The following is a 15906-nucleotide window of genomic DNA, read 5'->3' on the forward strand; positions in this document are numbered from 1 at the left end:
ACGGTTCAGAGCATCGGTTTGCCACCGGTCACGCCATAGCGCTGGCCGGTGATGTAGCTGGCTTCATCCGATGCCAGCAACACGTAGATCGGCGCGACTTCCACCGGTTGGCCGGGCCGCCCGAGTGGCGTGTGCTCGCCGAAGTTCTGCACTTCCTCATCGGGCATGGTCGAGACGATCAGGGGCGTCCAGATCGGCCCCGGGGCCACGCAGTTCACGCGGATTTCCCTCGGGCCGAGCATCTGCGCCAGTCCGCCGGTGAAATTGGCGATGGCGCCTTTGGTGGTGGCGTAGGCGAGCAGGGTGGGTTTGGGCATGTCCGAGTTGACCGAACTGGTGTTGATGATCGAAGCGCCGGGGCCCATGTGTTTGATGGCGGCCTGACACAGGCGGAAGATCGCGGTGATGTTGACGTCGAAAGTCATCACCCATTCGTCGTCGGGAATCTCTTCGAAGGTTTCGTGGGTCATCTGGAAGGCCGCGTTGTTGACCAGCACGTCGATGCGGCCGAAACGCTCGACGGTTTGGTCCACCAACGCCTGGCACTGGGCTTTCTGCGCAATGTCACCGGGCAGCAACAGGCACTGACGACCGGCCTGTTCGACCCAGCGCGCGGTTTCCTTGGCATCTTCATGTTCATTCAGATAGGCGACCGCTACGTCGGCACCTTCGCGGGCGAAGGCAATGGCCACCGCCCGGCCGATCCCGCTGTCGGCGCCGGTGATCAGGGCGATCTTGCCGGCCAGCCGACCGGAGCCTGTGTAGCTTTGCTCACCGCAATCGGGGTAGGGCTCCATCTTGCGCTGGGAGCCGGGAACCGGTTGCGCCTGTTTCGGGAACGGGGGTTTTGGATAGTCAGTCATCGTCAATCTCCGGGTCTCAGGGCAGGTAGGCCGGTTGACCCGGCCCGTTTGCAGTGAGTTCGATCGGATTGACGCTTGGGTTTGCCCTGACCTGATTAGCGGGACTTGAGTGCTCGCTCCATCCGCGCAATGCCTTCCTCCAGCATCGAACGCGGGCAACCGAAATTCAGGCGCACGAATTGCTGGCTTTGATCGCCAAAATCCAGGCCCGGGCTGAGGCCGACGCGGGCGTGATCCAGGAAGAATTTTTGCGGGTCATCCAGATCCAGCGCCGAGCAGTCGAGCCAGGCCAGGTACGTGCCTTGCGGCACATTGATGGTCACGCCGGGCAAGCGGTTGCGCACGGCGTCCACCAGCCAGTCACGGTTGGCTTGCAGGTAGTGTTTCAGTGCCTCAAGCCATGGGCCGGCCTCGCTGTAGGCCACGCGGGTGGCTTCCATGCCCAATGGGTTGACGCTGTCCACCATGCCGCAACGGGCGTGGTTGACGCGTTCGCGCAGGGCGGCGTCCTGGATGATCATGAACGAGGTCTTGAGGCCGGCAATGTTGTAGGCCTTGCTCGCCGACATCAGGGTGATGGTGCGGCGGGCGATTTCCGGGCTCAGGGACGCGGTCGGAATGTGGACGCGGCCGTCGTAGCACAGCTCGGCATGGATTTCGTCGGAGATGATCCAGGCGTCCTGCGCTACGCAGATATCCGCCACCGCTTGCAGTTCTTCACGGCCGAAGACCTTGCCGATCGGGTTGTGCGGGTTGCTCAGGAGCAGGGCGCCGCCACCGGTCAGGGATTCACGCAGTGCGTCCAGCGGGGTAGCGTAGCTGCCGTCGGCCTGGGCGTTGAATTCCAGCTCGACCTTGTTCAGGCCCCAATGGCCCGGCGCATGGCGCAGCGGCGGGTAGTTCGGGGTTTGCACCACGACGTTCTGCTGCGGTTGCACCAGCGCCTTGAGCGCCATGTTGAAACCCGATTCCACCCCCGGCAGGAAGATCAGCTCTTGCGGTTTGACCCGCCAGGCGAACTTGTTCCAGAGGTCGGCGACGATGGCCTCGCGCAGGCTGTCCTGGGCGACGCTGTAGCCCACCAGCGGGTGCAGCAGGCGTTGTTGCAGCGCCTCGATGACCACCGGCGGCGCGGCGAAATCCATGTCAGCGACCCACATCGGCAACACGTCGGCCGGATAGCGGCTCCACTTGGTGCTGCCGGTGTCGTGGCGGTCGAATACCTGATCAAAATCGAAAGTCATGCGCGGTCTCTGAAGGCGGAGATGGGTCGTGCCGGCGATGATAAACCCCCATCCCCTGTGGGCGCGAACTTGTGACCCGTGGGTGGCCGACGGTCGGTTTTCACACAGGCGGCGGGGGCGTTGTCTACAGTGAAAAGGTCGGCACTCGTGTGCCGCAACCGTGATTGTCCAGAACAAACCCGGCTCAAGTACCGGGTTCCACCTGATCAGGAGTGCACGATGGATCTCAGCCGTCGTCAGTTCTTCAAGGTCGCCGGTATCGGCCTTGCAGGCTCTAGCCTGGGCGCGTTGGGCATGGCCCCGACGCTGGCCTTCGCCGAGCAGGTGCGCCACTTCAAGCTTGCCCACACCCATGAAACCCGCAACACCTGCCCGTATTGCTCGGTCGGTTGCGGCTTGATCATGTACAGCCAGGGCGATGCCGCGAAGAACGTTGCGCAAAACATCATCCATATCGAGGGCGACGCCGACCACCCGGTCAACCGCGGCACTCTCTGCCCGAAAGGCGCCGGCCTGCTGGACTTCATTCACAGTCCCGGCCGCTTGCAGTACCCACAGGTGCGCAAGCCCGGCAGCAGCGAATGGACCCGGATCACCTGGGACGAAGCCCTCGACCGTGTTGCCGACCTGATGAAGGCCGACCGCGATGCCAATTTCGTCGAGCAGAACGCCCAGGGCCAGACAGTCAATCGCTGGCTGACCACCGGATTCCTCGCAGCGTCGGCAGCGTCCAACGAAGCGGGCTACATCACCCACAAGGTGGTTCGCAGTCTCGGCATGCTGGGGTTCGATAACCAGGCGCGTGTCTGACACGGCCCGACGGTGGCAAGTCTTGCCCCGACGTACGGCCGTGGAGCCATGACCAACACCTGGACCGATATCGCCAACGCGAATCTGATCCTGGTGATGGGTGGCAACGCAGCAGAAGCCCATCCTTGCGGCTTCAAATGGGTGACCGAAGCCAAGGCGCACAATGCCGCGCGGCTGATTGTGGTCGATCCGAGGTTTACCCGGACCGCCTCCGTGGCCGACTACTACGCGCCGATCCGCACCGGCAGCGACATCGCGTTCATGGGCGGGCTGATCAATTACCTGCTGACCGAGGACAAGATCCAGCACGAATACGTGCGCAACTACACCGACGTGTCGTTCATCGTCAAAGCCGGTTTCGGCTTCGAGGACGGACTGTTCACCGGTTACGACGCGGCCAAACGCAGCTACACCGACAAATCTACCTGGGGTTACGAACTGGGGGATGACGGCTTCGTCAAAGTCGACCCGACCCTGCAGGACCCGCGCTGCGTCTATCAACTGATGAAGCAGCATTACAGCCGCTACAACATCGACCTGGCGAGCCAGATCTGCGGCATGCCGGTCGATGCCATGCAGAAAATCTGGGAGGAAATCGCCACTTGCTCGATTCCGGGCAAGACCATGACCATTCTCTATGCGCTGGGCTGGACCCAGCACTCGATCGGCTCGCAGATCATCCGCAGCGCAGCGATGGTGCAACTGTTGCTGGGCAACGTCGGCATGCCCGGCGGCGGGGTCAACGCCTTGCGCGGGCACTCGAACATTCAGGGCCTGACCGATCTCGGCCTGCTGTCCAACGCGCTGCCGGGTTACCTGACCCTGCCCACCGACATGGAGCAGGACTACGACGCCTACATCAAGAAACGTACGCAAGTACCGCTGCGGCCGGGGCAATTGTCCTACTGGCAGAACTACAGCAAGTTCCACGTCAGCCTGATGAAAGCCTGGTACGGCGCTAACGCGACCGTCGAGAACCAGTGGGCCTACAACTATCTGCCGAAACTCGACATCCCCAATTACGACATCCTCAAGGTGTTCGATCTGATGGGGCAGGGCAAGGTCAACGGCTACATGTGCCAGGGCTTCAACCCGATCGCCGCGTTGCCGGATAAGAACCGGGTGATGGCGGCACTGGCCAAGCTCAAATGGCTGGTGGTGATGGACCCGCTGGCCACCGAAACCTCGCAGTTCTGGGAACACGTCGGGCCGTTCAACGATGTGAAGAGCGCCGACATCCAGACCGAAGTCATTCGCCTGCCGACCACCTGTTTTGCCGAAGAGGATGGCTCGCTGGTCAATAGCAGCCGCTGGCTGCAATGGCACTGGAAAGGTGCCGACGGCCCCGGCGAGGCGCGCACCGACGTGCAGATCATGAGCGCGCTGTTCCTGCGCCTGCGTGAGCGTTATCAGGCCGAGGGCGGCAAGTTCGCCGATCCGCTGTTGAAACTGTCCTGGCCGTACAAGATCGCCGAAGAACCCTCGCCGGAAGAGATCGCCAAAGAGGTCAACGGCTACGCCACCACTGACTTCACCGACGCCACGGGTGCGGCGATCAAGGGCAATTCGCAACTGGCCGGGTTCGCCCAGCTCAAGGATGACGGCAGCACTGCGTCCGGCTGCTGGATCTTCTGCGGCAGCTGGACCGAAGCCGGCAACCAGATGGCCCGCCGCGACAATAACGACCCTTACGGCATGCATCAGCATCAGGGCTGGGCGTGGGCCTGGCCGGCCAACCGGCGGATTCTGTACAACCGGGCCTCGGCTGACGTCGCCGGCAAGCCGTGGGATCCGAAAAAACGCCTGGTCTGGTGGAACGGCAAAGCCTGGGGCGGCACCGATGTGCCGGACTACAAGGCCGACGTACCGCCGGAAGCCGGGATGAACCCGTTCATCATGAACCCCGAAGGCGTGGCGCGGTTCTTCGCCGTCGACAAGATGAACGAAGGGCCATTCCCCGAGCACTACGAGCCGTTCGAAACACCGATCGGCATCAACCCTTTGCACCCGGAAAACAAGAAAGCCACCAGCAACCCGGCGGCGCGGATCTTCGATTCGGTGTGGGACAGCCTCGGCGTGGCCAAGGATTACCCGTACGCCGCCACCAGCTACCGGCTGACCGAGCATTTCCACTTCTGGAGCAAGCACTGCAAGTTGAACGCGATTGCCCAACCCGAGCAGTTCGTGGAAATCGGCGAAGTGCTGGCCAGGGAGAAGGGCATCGCTGCCGGCGACCGGGTGCGGGTCAGCTGCAAACGCGGGTTCATTGAAGCGGTGGCGGTGGTGACCAAAAGGATCCGGCCGTTGCAGGTCAACAACCAGGTGGTGCACCAGATCGGCATTCCGCTGCACTGGGGTTTCACCGGCCTGACGCGCCACGGTTACCTGACCAACACCCTGGTGCCGTTCCTCGGCGATGGCAATACACAGACTCCGGAATCCAAGTCATTCCTGGTCAACGTGGAGAAACTATAAATGGCCAGCCAAGACATCATTGCCCGCTCGGCCACCACGACCCCGGCGCCGTCGATACGCGGTCAGGAACAGGTGGCCAAGCTGATCGACACCACCAAATGCATCGGCTGCAAGGCCTGTCAGGTCGCGTGCTCGGAATGGAACGAGCTGCGCGACGAGGTCGGCCACAACCACGGCACCTACGACAATCCGCAGGATCTGAGCGCCGATTCATGGACGCTGATGCGCTTCACCGAGCACGAAACCGACGCCGGCAACCTCGAATGGCTGATCCGCAAGGACGGCTGCATGCACTGCGCCGAGCCCGGCTGCCTGGCGGCGTGCCCCAGCCCCGGCGCGATCATCAAGCACGCCAACGGTATCGTCGATTTCGATCAGGATCACTGCATCGGCTGCGGTTATTGCATCACCGGTTGCCCGTTCAACATCCCGCGCATTTCGCAGAAGGACCACAAGGCCTACAAATGCACGCTGTGTTCGGATCGGGTGGCGGTGGGGCTGGAACCGGCCTGTGTGAAAACCTGCCCGACCGGCGCCATCGTGTTCGGCACCAAGGACGACATGAAGACCCATGCCGCCGAACGCATCGTCGACCTGAAAAGCCGTGGCTTCGACAATGCCGGCCTGTATGACCCGGCAGGCGTCGGCGGCACCCACGTCATGTACGTGCTGCACCACGCGGACACGCCGAAAATCTACGCCGGTCTGCCGGACAACCCCGAGATCAGTCCGCTGGTGGGCCTGTGGAAAGGCATCAGCAAACCGCTGGGCCTGCTGGCCATGGGCGCGGCGGTGCTGGCCGGGTTCTTCCATTACGTGCGAATCGGCCCGAACCGGGTCGAGGAAGATGAACATCCCGAACCGCCCGACACCTCGGTGCACGTCGTCGATCCGGCGGTGCACACCTTCGACCCACGCGGGGAGGGCCGGCCATGAGCAACAAGACGATCCTGCGCTACACCGCCAACCAGCGCACCAATCACTGGCTGGTGGCGATTCTGTTCTTCATGGCCGGGCTGTCGGGGCTGGCGCTGTTTCATCCGTCGATGTTCTGGCTGACCCACCTGTTCGGCGGCGGGCCGTGGACGCGGATCCTGCACCCGTTCATGGGCGTGCTGATGTTCGTGTTCTTCCTCGGCCTGGTGTTTCGCTTCTGGCGCTCGAACTTCTTCATCGACAACGACTGGAAATGGCTGCGACGCATCGACCGGGTGCTGGTCAACGACGAGGAAACCGTGCCGGCCGTGGGCAAGTACAACGCCGGGCAAAAGCTGCTGTTCTGGACTTTACTGCTGTGCATGCTCGGATTGCTGTTCACGGGGCTGGTGATCTGGCGCGCGTATTTCAGTCATTACTTCGGCATCACCACGATCCGCTGGGCGATGTTGCTGCACGCACTGGCGGGATTTGTGCTGATCCTGAGCATCATCGTTCACATCTATGCCGGGATCTGGATCAAGGGTTCGGTGGACGCGATGATGCACGGCTGGGTCAGCCGCGCCTGGGCCAGGAAACACCATGCACTCTGGTATCGCGAGGTGGAAAGACAAGATCCGCCAGAGCGACCGGTCACGAAAAAGGGCTGACGTTTGCCAACCATCCTCGAACCCGGAGAAATCGAAGCGGCGGCCAGTTCGCCGCCGTTTCTGCACCTGCCGCCGCACAACCTGTTCATGCTGCGGGCTCAGCGTCTTGAGCGTCTGGCCGAAGGGCATCCGCTGGCCGACTACCTGCATTTGATCGCCGGGTTGTGCCGTGTCCAGCAGCAGATCCTCGACGAGCCGCCCTCGACCGCGCCGCTCGATGAACAGCGACTGGAAGTCTGCCGGCAACACGGCATGCCGCCGTTTGCTGCCGACACCCTGATTCGCGAGGACACCTGGCAGCTGTATCTCGAAGCCTTGCTCCAGCGTTATGTCGCCCCCGAACAACCCGCGGTGGTCGAGGCCGTGACCACGCTGCGCATCGCCAGTCCCGGTCAGTTGCGCGCCTGGGCCGTGGCGCTGGTCAGCGGCCAGTATTCGCTGGTGCCGGCGGCGCTGGTACCGTTTCTCGGGGCGGCGCTGCAAGCCGCGTGGAGTCACTGGCTGCTCAGCGCACACAACCTGCAACTGACGCCCGGCGACAGCCTCAGCCAGTGCCCGGCCTGTGGCTCGCCGGCCATGGCCGGGGTGATCCGGCATCGCGGCAAGCACAACGGCCTGCGTTATCTGGTGTGTTCGCTGTGCGCCTGCGAATGGCATGTGGTGCGGGTCAAGTGCGTGTATTGCGAGCAGAGCAAAGGGCTTGAATACCTGAGCCTCGAGGATGACCGCCACGCCGCCAATCAGGCGCCGCTGCGCGCCGAAGTCTGTCCGGGCTGCAACAGCTACCTGAAGTTGCTGTATCTGGAAAACGACGGGGAGGGCGAGGCGCTGTCGGCGGATCTGGGCAGTCTGTTGCTCGACATGCGCCTGGCTCAGGACGGTTATCAGCGCCTGGCGCCTAATCTGCTGCTGGCGCCGGGTGACGAATAGGCCTCAGCGATGGGGCAGTTCAACCCGGGCACGTAACCCGCCGCTGCGGCGATTGCGCAGACTCAGTTCGCCACCCTGTTCGCGAATGATCCCCCGTGCCGCCGAAAGACCGAGCCCGACGCCGCCGGTGTCACGGTTGCGCGAGGTCTCGAGACGGAAGAACGGATCGAACACCCGCTCCAGCGCGTCCTCGGGAATCCCCGGCCCCTCGTCAATGACCTCGATGCGGATCGACGTGTCGTCGCTGCTCAGCACCACACTCGGGCGCTGCCCATACTTCACCGCGTTATCCAGCAAATTGACGATGACCCGTTTGATGCCCAGCGGCCGGCCGTCATACACCACATGTGCCGGACCGATGAAACCAATGTCGATGTGCTGATCGCGGTAGTCATCGACGATGGTTTGCAGCAACTCCGACAGATCGAACGCGGTGGATTGCTCCAGATGGGTGTCTTCGCGGAAGAACGCCAGGGCGGCGTTGATCATCGATTGCATTTCCTCGATGTCGCGAATCAGCTTGCCCTGATGGTCGAGGTCTTCCATGAACTCGCTGCGCAGGCGCATCCGGGTCAGTGGGGCGCGCAAATCGTGGGAGATCGCGGCGAGCATGTGGGTGCGTTCGCCGATGAAATGCTGGATCTGCGCCTGCATCGTGTTGAACGCGACGATGGCCTGACGGATTTCGTGCGGGCCTTCGAGGTGGATCGGCGGCGCTTTCAGGTCCCCACCGAAACGCCGCGCGGCATGGGCAAAGCGCTGTAACGGCTGGGCCAGTTGCCGTGTAGCGAGCCAGGCAACCAACAGCGTAGCGACCAGCCCAAGGGCAACGATCACGGCTATCCGCACGTTCAGACTCAAGCCCCAACTGCGCTCCGGCGGCGTGAACGACAGCCAACTGTCATCGGCCAGCCGCACCAGCGCCATGTAATGCGCCCGAGGGCTGCCGGCGGGCCAGTCATCGGGGTTGAACACGTCGATCTGTCGATCATTGCCAAGCAATTGCCGCAGCGCCGGGATCTTTCCTGCCTCGACTTGCGCGCCTTCCCCCGGCAGACCGAAGTCGACCCGACGGGGCTTCCACACCACTTCAAGCATCGGGCTGCTGGCCGCATTGGCCAGTTGCGGGCGCAAGGTTGCCGGTGCTGCCTCGATCACCCGCGTTGTGGCGGCGATCTGTTCCAGCAGCCCGGTGCGCTCGATCGGCGGCCGGGCCCAGATCCCGGCCACCTGAACGAACAGCGCATTGAGCAGCAGAGAAGCGAGCATCGCCGCGACGATCGTCAGGGCAATCCGCCGGCTGAGGGTGTCGCGTCGCAGCATCCGGCCGATCATGAGCGGCTCACCTTGGCGGTGAACATGTAGCCGCCGTTGCGCACGGTGCGGATCAGGTCCGGGCGTTTGCTGTCCGGTTCGATCTTGCGCCGCAGCCGACTGATCTGCACGTCGATGCTGCGGTCATAGGCGTCGTGGCCCTGGCCGTGGGTCAGGTCGATCAGTTGTTCGCGGGTCAGGATGCGTTGCGGATGTTCGAGCAACACCAGTAGCAGGTCGAATTCGCCGGCGGACATCGGAATCATCACGCCTTCGGGCGAGCGCAGTTCGCGGCAGGTGATGTCCAGATGCCAACCGGCGAAGGCCATGACCGGCCGTGAAGGCTCGGCGCCGGACGGCGTGTTCTCACCGACCCGGCGTTGCAGCGCGCGCACCCGGGCCAGCAACTCCTGCGGGGCGAAGGGCTTGGTCAGGTAATCGTCGGCGCCCAATTCCAGGCCGACGATCCGGTCGCTCAGCTCGGCCATGGCCGTGAGCATGATGATCGGGATGCCCATCTGCGCCCGAACCTTCTGGCACAGGCTCAGACCACCCTCGCCGGGCATCATCAGGTCGAGGATGATCGTGTCCGGCCGTGCCTGCGCAATCGCCGCCCACATGGCCTCGCCATGGGCGGCGACATCGACCTGATAGCCGTGCTGAACAAAGAACTTCTTCAGCAAGGACAGAATTTCCCCGTCGTCATCGACGATCAGCAATCTGCTCACGTTTACGCAATCCATGAACCCAAAAAAGAAGCGCATCTAAAACCATTTCGATGCGCCGGTCATATATTTCAATCCTGCAACATTCCTTCAGCACCGACATCAGCCGGACATCGTCGGGCAAAAATCCGCTGGCACTCTGCAAGCCTTCCAACCAAGGGGGCTCAACATGAAGGACATGAACAGCGGCTACATCACCCGGGACCATGGCGCCGTGCGCCCGTTGATCCTGACCCAGCGCACCACCGCACCGGGCCCCGACACGCCGATCCTGTTCCAGGAGACGTGCCTGGGGCTGACGAGCGATCAGAGCCAGTTGATCCTGCGCCGCTATTTCGAACGGTTCAGCCCGACCGAGGCCCATTGGGTGGAATACCTCCACTCGATTCCTACCGCCGAATTCATCCAGTGGATCATGACCCACGGCCAGTTGCGCATCGAGTGCTCCGACAACACCCCGCACCACCACGTCCACGCCTGAAAAAGGAAACACCATCGATGAGTAACCATCGCTCACTGGCCGTGTTGTTTGCCGCCACCCTCAGCCTGTCGGCGTGCAGCAGCAAGAAGCTTCCGACCGAGCCGCAGGCCGGGTTTTTACGGGATTACAGCGTGCTCAAGGAAGGGCAGACCGCTTCGGGGCAAAAGATTCTGAGCTGGGTCAGCCCGACACTGGCGAGGGGCCGTTACACCCAGGTTTATCTGGCGCCGAGCCAGTTCTATCCACGGCCCCAGCCTTCGCAGCGCATTCCCCAAAGTACCTTGTCGGGCGTGACCCACTACTACGACGCAGCCCTCAGGCTGGAGCTGGGTAAAGTGCTGCCGCTGGCGTCGAAACCCGGCCCGGACACGCTGATCGTCAAACCGGCCATCACCCAGGTCGCCGCCAGTACTCAGGGCCTGCGTTTTTATGAATGGCTGCCGGTGACACTGGTCGCGGCCGGGGTGAGCACCGCTACCGGCATTCGTGACCGCGACAGTGAGATCGCCACGGAAGTGTCCTTCGAGGACGGATCGACCGGGGAGGTCGTAGCCGAGGTGGTGCGCAAGGGCAAGGGCGTGCCGCTGGAGAACGACAAACAGGTCATGACGCCCGATAACGTCAAAGCCGTACTCGATGGCTGGGCGACGGACTTGAGTCAAACCTATGTGCCGGTTCAGAGGGCCGCGCTGCGCTAGAAGCAGGGTGGTCTAACATCATCAGGCGTATTTCGATTTCGGGAGTGCCTGATGTCCGTGAGTGTTGCCCTGCGGTTACCGTCGATTGACAGCCTGTTGCGCCACCCCGCGTGCCAGCCATTGGCCGAGCGTTACGGGCGTGAGGCCCTGTTGACGGGGTTTCGCCAGTTACTGGATGACTTGCGCGAAGCCGTGGTGGCGGGGCAATTGACCGCCGTTGAAATCAGCCCTGAAGCGCTGGCCGGAAGGGTCGCCGAACGTCTGGCATTGAAGCAGCGCAGCCAGGTGCGCCGGGTGTTCAACCTGACCGGCACCGTGCTGCACACCAACCTCGGCCGGGCCCTGTTGCCCGAAGAAGCCATCGAAGCCGTGCAACTCGCGGCGCGCTATCCCCTGAATCTGGAATTCGATCTGGCCAGCGGCAAGCGCGGTGATCGCGATGATCTGATCGAAGGCCTGATTCGCGAGCTGACCGGCGCCGAAGCCGTGACCGTGGTCAACAACAATGCCGCCGCCGTGCTGCTGACCCTCAACAGCCTCGGCGCGCGCAAGGAAGGCATCATTTCCCGGGGCGAACTGATCGAGATCGGCGGCGCGTTCCGCATCCCCGACATCATGAGCCGCGCCGGCGTGCGCCTGCACGAGGTCGGCACCACCAACCGCACCCATGCCCGCGATTACGAAGCGGCGATCGGCCCACGCAGCGGCCTGATCATGCGCGTGCACGCGAGCAACTACAGCATCGAAGGCTTCACCGCCCGGGTGCCGACCTCCGAACTGGCGGCGTTGGCCCATCGGCATGATCTGCCGCTGCTGGAAGATCTTGGCAGCGGCAGCCTGCTGGATCTGACCCGCTGGGGCCTGCCGGCGGAACCGACGGTGCGTCAGGCGCTGCTCGATGGCGCCGACATCGTCACCTTCAGCGGCGACAAATTGCTCGGCGGGCCCCAAGCGGGGGTGATTGTCGGGCGCAAGGACCTGATCGCGAAGATCAAGAAGAACCCGCTGAAACGCGCATTGCGGGTCGACAAACTGACCCTGGCCGCACTCGAAGCAGTGCTCGGTCTCTATCGCGACCCGGATCGTCTGGCCGAACGTTTGCCGAGCCTGCGTCTGCTGACCCGCCCACAAACAGAGATTCTGACCCAGGCCGAACGCCTGCAACCGGCCTTGGCCAAACTGCTGGGCGAGGGCTGGACCGTCACGGCAGAGCCCGCGTTGGGCATGATCGGCAGCGGCAGCCAACCGGTGGCGCGCCTGCCAAGCGCAGCGCTGTGCCTGCGCCCGCAGGTATCGAAACGCCTGCGCGGACGTTGTCTGCTGAATCTGGAAGCCGCGTTGCGCGCCTTGCCGATCCCGGTGCTCGGGCGGATCGATGACGACGCGTTGTGGCTGGATCTGCGGCAACTCGACGATGAACCGGCGTGGCAGGCGCAACTCGGGCAGTTGCAAACGTGATCGTCGGCACGGCAGGGCACATCGACCACGGCAAGACGTCACTGCTCGAGGCGCTGACCGGGCAGACCGGTGACCGACGCCCGCAGGAACGTGAGCGAGGGATGACCATCGACCTCGGTTATCTGTACGCAGAACTGGCGCCCGGCGCCGGGCTGACCGGTTTCATCGACGTACCGGGCCACGAGAAATTCACCCACAACATGCTCGCCGGCGCGCAGGGCATCGATCTGGTGTTGCTGGTGGTGGCGGCGGATGACGGCGTGATGCCGCAGACCCGCGAGCATCTGGCGATTGTCGAGCTGCTGGGTATTCCACGGGCGCTGGTGGCGATCACCAAGTGCGACCGGGTCGAGGCGGGCAGGGTGGAAGAGGTTCGCCGACAGGTTGAAGGTCTGCTTACGCCAGGGCCGTATGCCGGGGCGCCGCTGTTGACGGTTTCCAGCGTGACGGGCGAAGGCGTCGACGCGCTGCGCGAGGCGTTGCTGCAAATAGAAGGCGAAGAACGCAGTCGCGAAGGCGGATTTCGCCTGGCCATCGACCGGGCGTTCAGTGTCGCCGGCGCCGGTATCGTGGTAACGGGGACGGCGCTTTCGGGCTCGGTCGCCGTGGGTGACAAGCTCAGCCTCGGCCCGACGGGCAAAACTGTGCGGGTCAGGGGACTGCATGCGCAGAATCAAGCCGCCGAACAAGCCTTCGCCGGCCAGCGCGTGGCCCTGAACATCAGCGCGGATCGTCTGGAACTCGGGCAGATCCATCGCGGCCAATGGTTACTCGCCGAATGGCTGCACGCACCGACCCAGCGGCTGGACATCGATTTCCGGCTGCTGCCGGGCGAGCGGGTTTTCGAGCACTTCCAGCCGGTGCACCTGCATCTGGGGACGCAGGACGTGATCGCCCGGGTCGCCTTGCTGGAGGGTTCAAGCCTTGCGCCCGGCGAGCGCATGTTTGCGCAACTCTTAACGAACGTCCCGGTGCACGGCGTCAACGGTGATCCGCTGATCCTGCGTGATGCCAGCGCTCAGCGAACGCTCGGTGGCGGGCGCGTCCTTGATCCCTTCGCCCCCGCCCGCCAACGGCGCAGCCCGGAACGGCTGGCGCAACTGCGTGTGCTGGCGATCAGCTCCGAGCTGGAACAGGCCTTGCCGACGCTGCTGGAATACAGCGAAAGCGGCCTCGATCCGCAGCGCCTGGAACGCCAGTTCAATCGTCCGCGTGACGGCTGGACGCTGCCGGACAACGTCCGCCTGATCGAAACCCGGCAAGGGCCGGTGCTGTTCAATGCGCAGCGCTGGGGCATGCTCAAGTTCACCCTGCTGGAGCAATTGGCGCGCTTTCATGAGCTGGAGCCCGATCAGATGGGCCCGGACCGCGACCGTCTGCGGCGTTTCAGCGGTTTGAGCCTCGAACGCGCGACCTTTATCAGCCTGCTGGAAGAACTGCTCGGTGCCGGCTCGCTGGTCGCCAGCGGCCCGTGGCTGCATTTGCCCGACCATCAAGTGCGCCTGAGCGCCGACGACGAAACCCTGTGGCAGGCGCTGCAGCCATTGTTCGAACAGGCCGGTTTCGATCCGCCGTGGGTACGTGATGTGGCGAAAGTCGTCGGTCAGGAAGACGCGATCGTGCGTTTGCTGCTGCGCAAACTGGCGCGCCTTGGCGTGATGCATCAAGTGGTGCGCGACCTGTTTGTCACCGACATCACGCTGCGGCAAATGGCGGCGGTGCTGCTGCGCCTGGCCGAAGAAAATCCGCAGATCGAAGTCACGGCATTCCGCGATGCGCTAGGCTTGGGACGCAAGCGCAGTATTCAGATCCTCGAATACTTCGATCGGCTGGGCCTGACCCGGCGCGTCGGCGAAGGCCGGCAAATCCGCACCGACAGTGCGCTGGCCAACCCCGGCGCCGACTGAGTTCAAGGAAGGCAATCGCGCCCGGTGGCGCGGCCGGGCTTCAAACCCGGTTGGGGACGGCATCCGTTCCCGGGCAGGTTCGACTCCGGCTGCCTTCCGCCAATTTTCCTCACAAGCCCAACGGGTACTGAATCACCACGTAGATCCGGTCAATGTCATCACCCGCCTGGGCGCTGTTGGCCCGGTGCGAAACGTGGGACAGCTGCAGCGACAGATCCTTGGCCGCGCCGGACTGGACGATGTAGCGCAGATCGATGTCGCGCTCCCAGTGTTTGCCGCCGTCCCCTTGCTGCGGCTGGTATTGCCCGCTGTCCACGTCAAACGGGTTATAGGCGCCGCCCTTGGGCGCGTGGGTGCCGTCGATGTGGCTGCCGGCGACGTAGCGGGTCATGAAGTTCAGCCCGGGAATGCCGAAGGCGCCGAGATCCAGGTCGTAACGCGCTTGCCAGGAGCGCTCGTGGGCGCCGTTGAAGTCGGCGTATTTGATCGAGTTGGCCAGGTAGATCGAGTCGCCACCGACAAAGTCGAACGGCGTGTCGCCATTGATGCGTTGCCAGCCGAGCATCACCGCATGGGCGCCAAAGGTGTATTTGCCCGAGAGGCTGAACGCGGTGTTGTCGATGTCGCCGGCCAACGCCTGCCCGGTGTCGCGGGTGTGGTAGACGTTGGCGTCGAGCAACAGCCCGGACTGTTTGAAATGCAGGTTGGCGTAGTACTGGCGCCAGGTGTCGCTCAGATCGGACGCATACAGCGAGCCGCCCACCGGGCTGTCGCCGAACAGGTCGGTGCCGATGAAACTGATGCTTTCGCCTTGGGTACTGGCGCCATAGCCCTGAAAGTCGCCTTTGCCGGAAGAACTGTCCTGATTCTTGAACGCCGTGAAACGCCCGGCCACAACGCGCGCGTTATCGATCTCGCGGCTGTCGAGCAGAAACCCCGTGGCGTATTCCGGTTGCAGGCGTTTGTCCGAGGTGTCGAACACCGGCGTTTCCACGGTCATTTCACCGAAGGCGAGGGTGGTTTCCGAAGTCTTCAACTTCAGCGCACCACCGGCGCTGGAATATTCGCTTTCGCTACGGCCGTCACTGTCCACCGGCAACAGTCCCGTGCCGGAATGCCCCTTGCCGCCATCGAGTTTCAGACCATAAAAGGCGTGGGCATCGAGGCCAAATCCAACGGTTCCTTCGGTGAAACCGGATGCGAAAGAGCCGATAAAGCCTTGAGCCCATTCTTGTTTGTAGTTCTTGCCGGCAGGTGAGGGCGAGCGATAGTCGTTGCTCAGATAGAAATTGCGGCTGAGCACTTCGGTCTTGGCGTCGTCGAGAAATCCGCTGGCGAATGCCGAGTCGGCCATTGCGCAATACAACAGTGCCAGGGCGAAACGCGGTTGCATGAAACCTTTCATGTGTCAGTGA

13 protein-coding genes and 1 tRNA gene are annotated in these 15906 nt (G+C 63.3%); 9 read left to right on the forward strand and 5 right to left on the reverse strand.

Going from position 1 to position 15906, the window contains the following annotated elements:
- Nucleotides 1–5: 5 nt before the first annotated feature.
- Nucleotides 6–863 (reverse strand): glucose 1-dehydrogenase, encoded by an 858-nt coding sequence (locus AC1Q9F_RS02635; protein WP_127798116.1) that lies wholly within the window; start codon nt 861–863, stop codon nt 6–8.
- Nucleotides 864–958: 95 nt separating this feature from the next.
- Nucleotides 959–2107 carry a MalY/PatB family protein gene (locus AC1Q9F_RS02640; RefSeq protein WP_492619074.1) on the reverse strand — a complete coding sequence of 383 codons (1149 nt, stop codon included), beginning with the start codon at nt 2105–2107 and terminating at the stop codon, nt 959–961.
- 219 nt (nt 2108–2326) lie between these two features.
- Here AC1Q9F_RS02640 and fdnG point away from each other — a divergent pair, with 219 nt between their 5' ends.
- Genes fdnG through fdhE form a run of 4 tightly spaced genes read left to right on the forward strand, consistent with a single transcriptional unit; the run spans nt 2327 to nt 7908 of the window.
- Nucleotides 2327–5392: a formate dehydrogenase-N subunit alpha gene (gene fdnG, locus AC1Q9F_RS02645; RefSeq protein ID WP_492619073.1), complete on the forward strand. Its 3066-nt coding sequence runs from the start codon at nt 2327–2329 to the stop codon at nt 5390–5392.
- On the forward strand, nt 5393–6328 hold the full coding sequence (gene fdxH / locus AC1Q9F_RS02650; protein WP_007951403.1) for a formate dehydrogenase subunit beta: 936 nt from the start codon (nt 5393–5395) through the stop codon (nt 6326–6328). It abuts the gene before it with no gap.
- Complete coding sequence (locus tag AC1Q9F_RS02655) at nt 6325–6978, forward strand: formate dehydrogenase subunit gamma (RefSeq protein WP_492619072.1); 654 nt, start codon at nt 6325–6327, stop codon at nt 6976–6978. Before fdxH ends, AC1Q9F_RS02655 begins: the two co-directional genes overlap by 4 nt.
- Nucleotides 6979–6981: 3 nt before the next feature.
- Nucleotides 6982–7908: a formate dehydrogenase accessory protein FdhE gene (fdhE, locus tag AC1Q9F_RS02660; protein WP_492619071.1), complete on the forward strand. Its 927-nt coding sequence runs from the start codon at nt 6982–6984 to the stop codon at nt 7906–7908.
- Between the two features lie 3 nt (nt 7909–7911).
- Here the strand turns inward: fdhE and AC1Q9F_RS02665 are convergent, their stop codons facing one another.
- Nucleotides 7912–9243: an ATP-binding protein gene (locus tag AC1Q9F_RS02665; RefSeq protein WP_492619070.1), complete on the reverse strand. Its 1332-nt coding sequence runs from the start codon at nt 9241–9243 to the stop codon at nt 7912–7914.
- Nucleotides 9240–9965 carry a response regulator gene (locus tag AC1Q9F_RS02670; protein WP_492619441.1) on the reverse strand — a complete coding sequence of 242 codons (726 nt, stop codon included), beginning with the start codon at nt 9963–9965 and terminating at the stop codon, nt 9240–9242. The genes AC1Q9F_RS02665 and AC1Q9F_RS02670 overlap by 4 nt, the downstream gene beginning before the upstream one ends.
- Nucleotides 9966–10116: 151 nt before the next feature.
- On the opposite strand from AC1Q9F_RS02670, the gene AC1Q9F_RS02675 reads away from it, so the two are divergent.
- The 5 genes from AC1Q9F_RS02675 (at nt 10117) to AC1Q9F_RS02695 (ending at nt 14593) form a co-directional block, all read left to right on the forward strand.
- Nucleotides 10117–10428 (forward strand): hypothetical protein, encoded by a 312-nt coding sequence (locus tag AC1Q9F_RS02675; RefSeq protein WP_492619069.1) that lies wholly within the window; start codon nt 10117–10119, stop codon nt 10426–10428.
- Nucleotides 10429–10445: 17 nt separating this feature from the next.
- Nucleotides 10446–11126: a DUF3313 domain-containing protein gene (locus tag AC1Q9F_RS02680; protein WP_207982699.1), complete on the forward strand. Its 681-nt coding sequence runs from the start codon at nt 10446–10448 to the stop codon at nt 11124–11126.
- Between the two features lie 51 nt (nt 11127–11177).
- Entirely contained in the window at nt 11178–12584 is a 1407-nt protein-coding gene (selA, locus tag AC1Q9F_RS02685; RefSeq protein WP_492619068.1) for an L-seryl-tRNA(Sec) selenium transferase, read from the forward strand.
- Nucleotides 12581–14491, forward strand: a complete 1911-nt coding sequence (gene selB, locus AC1Q9F_RS02690; protein WP_492619440.1) for a selenocysteine-specific translation elongation factor — start codon at nt 12581–12583, stop codon at nt 14489–14491. Before selA ends, selB begins: the two co-directional genes overlap by 4 nt.
- 6 nt (nt 14492–14497) lie before the next feature.
- A tRNA-Sec gene (locus AC1Q9F_RS02695) sits at nt 14498–14593 on the forward strand.
- 7 nt (nt 14594–14600) lie between these two features.
- Here AC1Q9F_RS02695 and AC1Q9F_RS02700 read toward each other — a convergent pair.
- On the reverse strand, nt 14601–15884 hold the full coding sequence (locus tag AC1Q9F_RS02700) for an OprD family porin (protein ID WP_492619067.1): 1284 nt from the start codon (nt 15882–15884) through the stop codon (nt 14601–14603).
- Nucleotides 15885–15906 lie beyond the last annotated feature (22 nt).

This window comes from Pseudomonas sp. GW823-FHT04A03 (assembly GCF_058796615.1).

Excerpts from the sequence above, each read along its gene's own strand:
- AC1Q9F_RS02640 (WP_492619074.1), bottom strand. The coding sequence starts at position 2,107 with ATGACTTTCGATTTTGATCAGGTATTCGACCGCCACGACACCGGCAGC.
- AC1Q9F_RS02670 (WP_492619441.1), bottom strand. The coding sequence starts at position 9,965 with ATGGATTGCGTAAACGTGAGCAGATTGCTGATCGTCGATGACGACGGG.
- AC1Q9F_RS02665 (WP_492619070.1), bottom strand. The coding sequence starts at position 9,243 with ATGATCGGCCGGATGCTGCGACGCGACACCCTCAGCCGGCGGATTGCC.
- AC1Q9F_RS02635 (WP_127798116.1), bottom strand. The coding sequence starts at position 863 with ATGACTGACTATCCAAAACCCCCGTTCCCGAAACAGGCGCAACCGGTT.
- AC1Q9F_RS02700 (WP_492619067.1), bottom strand. The coding sequence starts at position 15,884 with ATGCAACCGCGTTTCGCCCTGGCACTGTTGTATTGCGCAATGGCCGAC.
- selA (WP_492619068.1), top strand. The coding sequence starts at position 11,178 with ATGTCCGTGAGTGTTGCCCTGCGGTTACCGTCGATTGACAGCCTGTTG.
- AC1Q9F_RS02680 (WP_207982699.1), top strand. The coding sequence starts at position 10,446 with ATGAGTAACCATCGCTCACTGGCCGTGTTGTTTGCCGCCACCCTCAGC.
- AC1Q9F_RS02655 (WP_492619072.1), top strand. The coding sequence starts at position 6,325 with ATGAGCAACAAGACGATCCTGCGCTACACCGCCAACCAGCGCACCAAT.
- fdxH (WP_007951403.1), top strand. The coding sequence starts at position 5,393 with ATGGCCAGCCAAGACATCATTGCCCGCTCGGCCACCACGACCCCGGCG.
- AC1Q9F_RS02675 (WP_492619069.1), top strand. The coding sequence starts at position 10,117 with ATGAAGGACATGAACAGCGGCTACATCACCCGGGACCATGGCGCCGTG.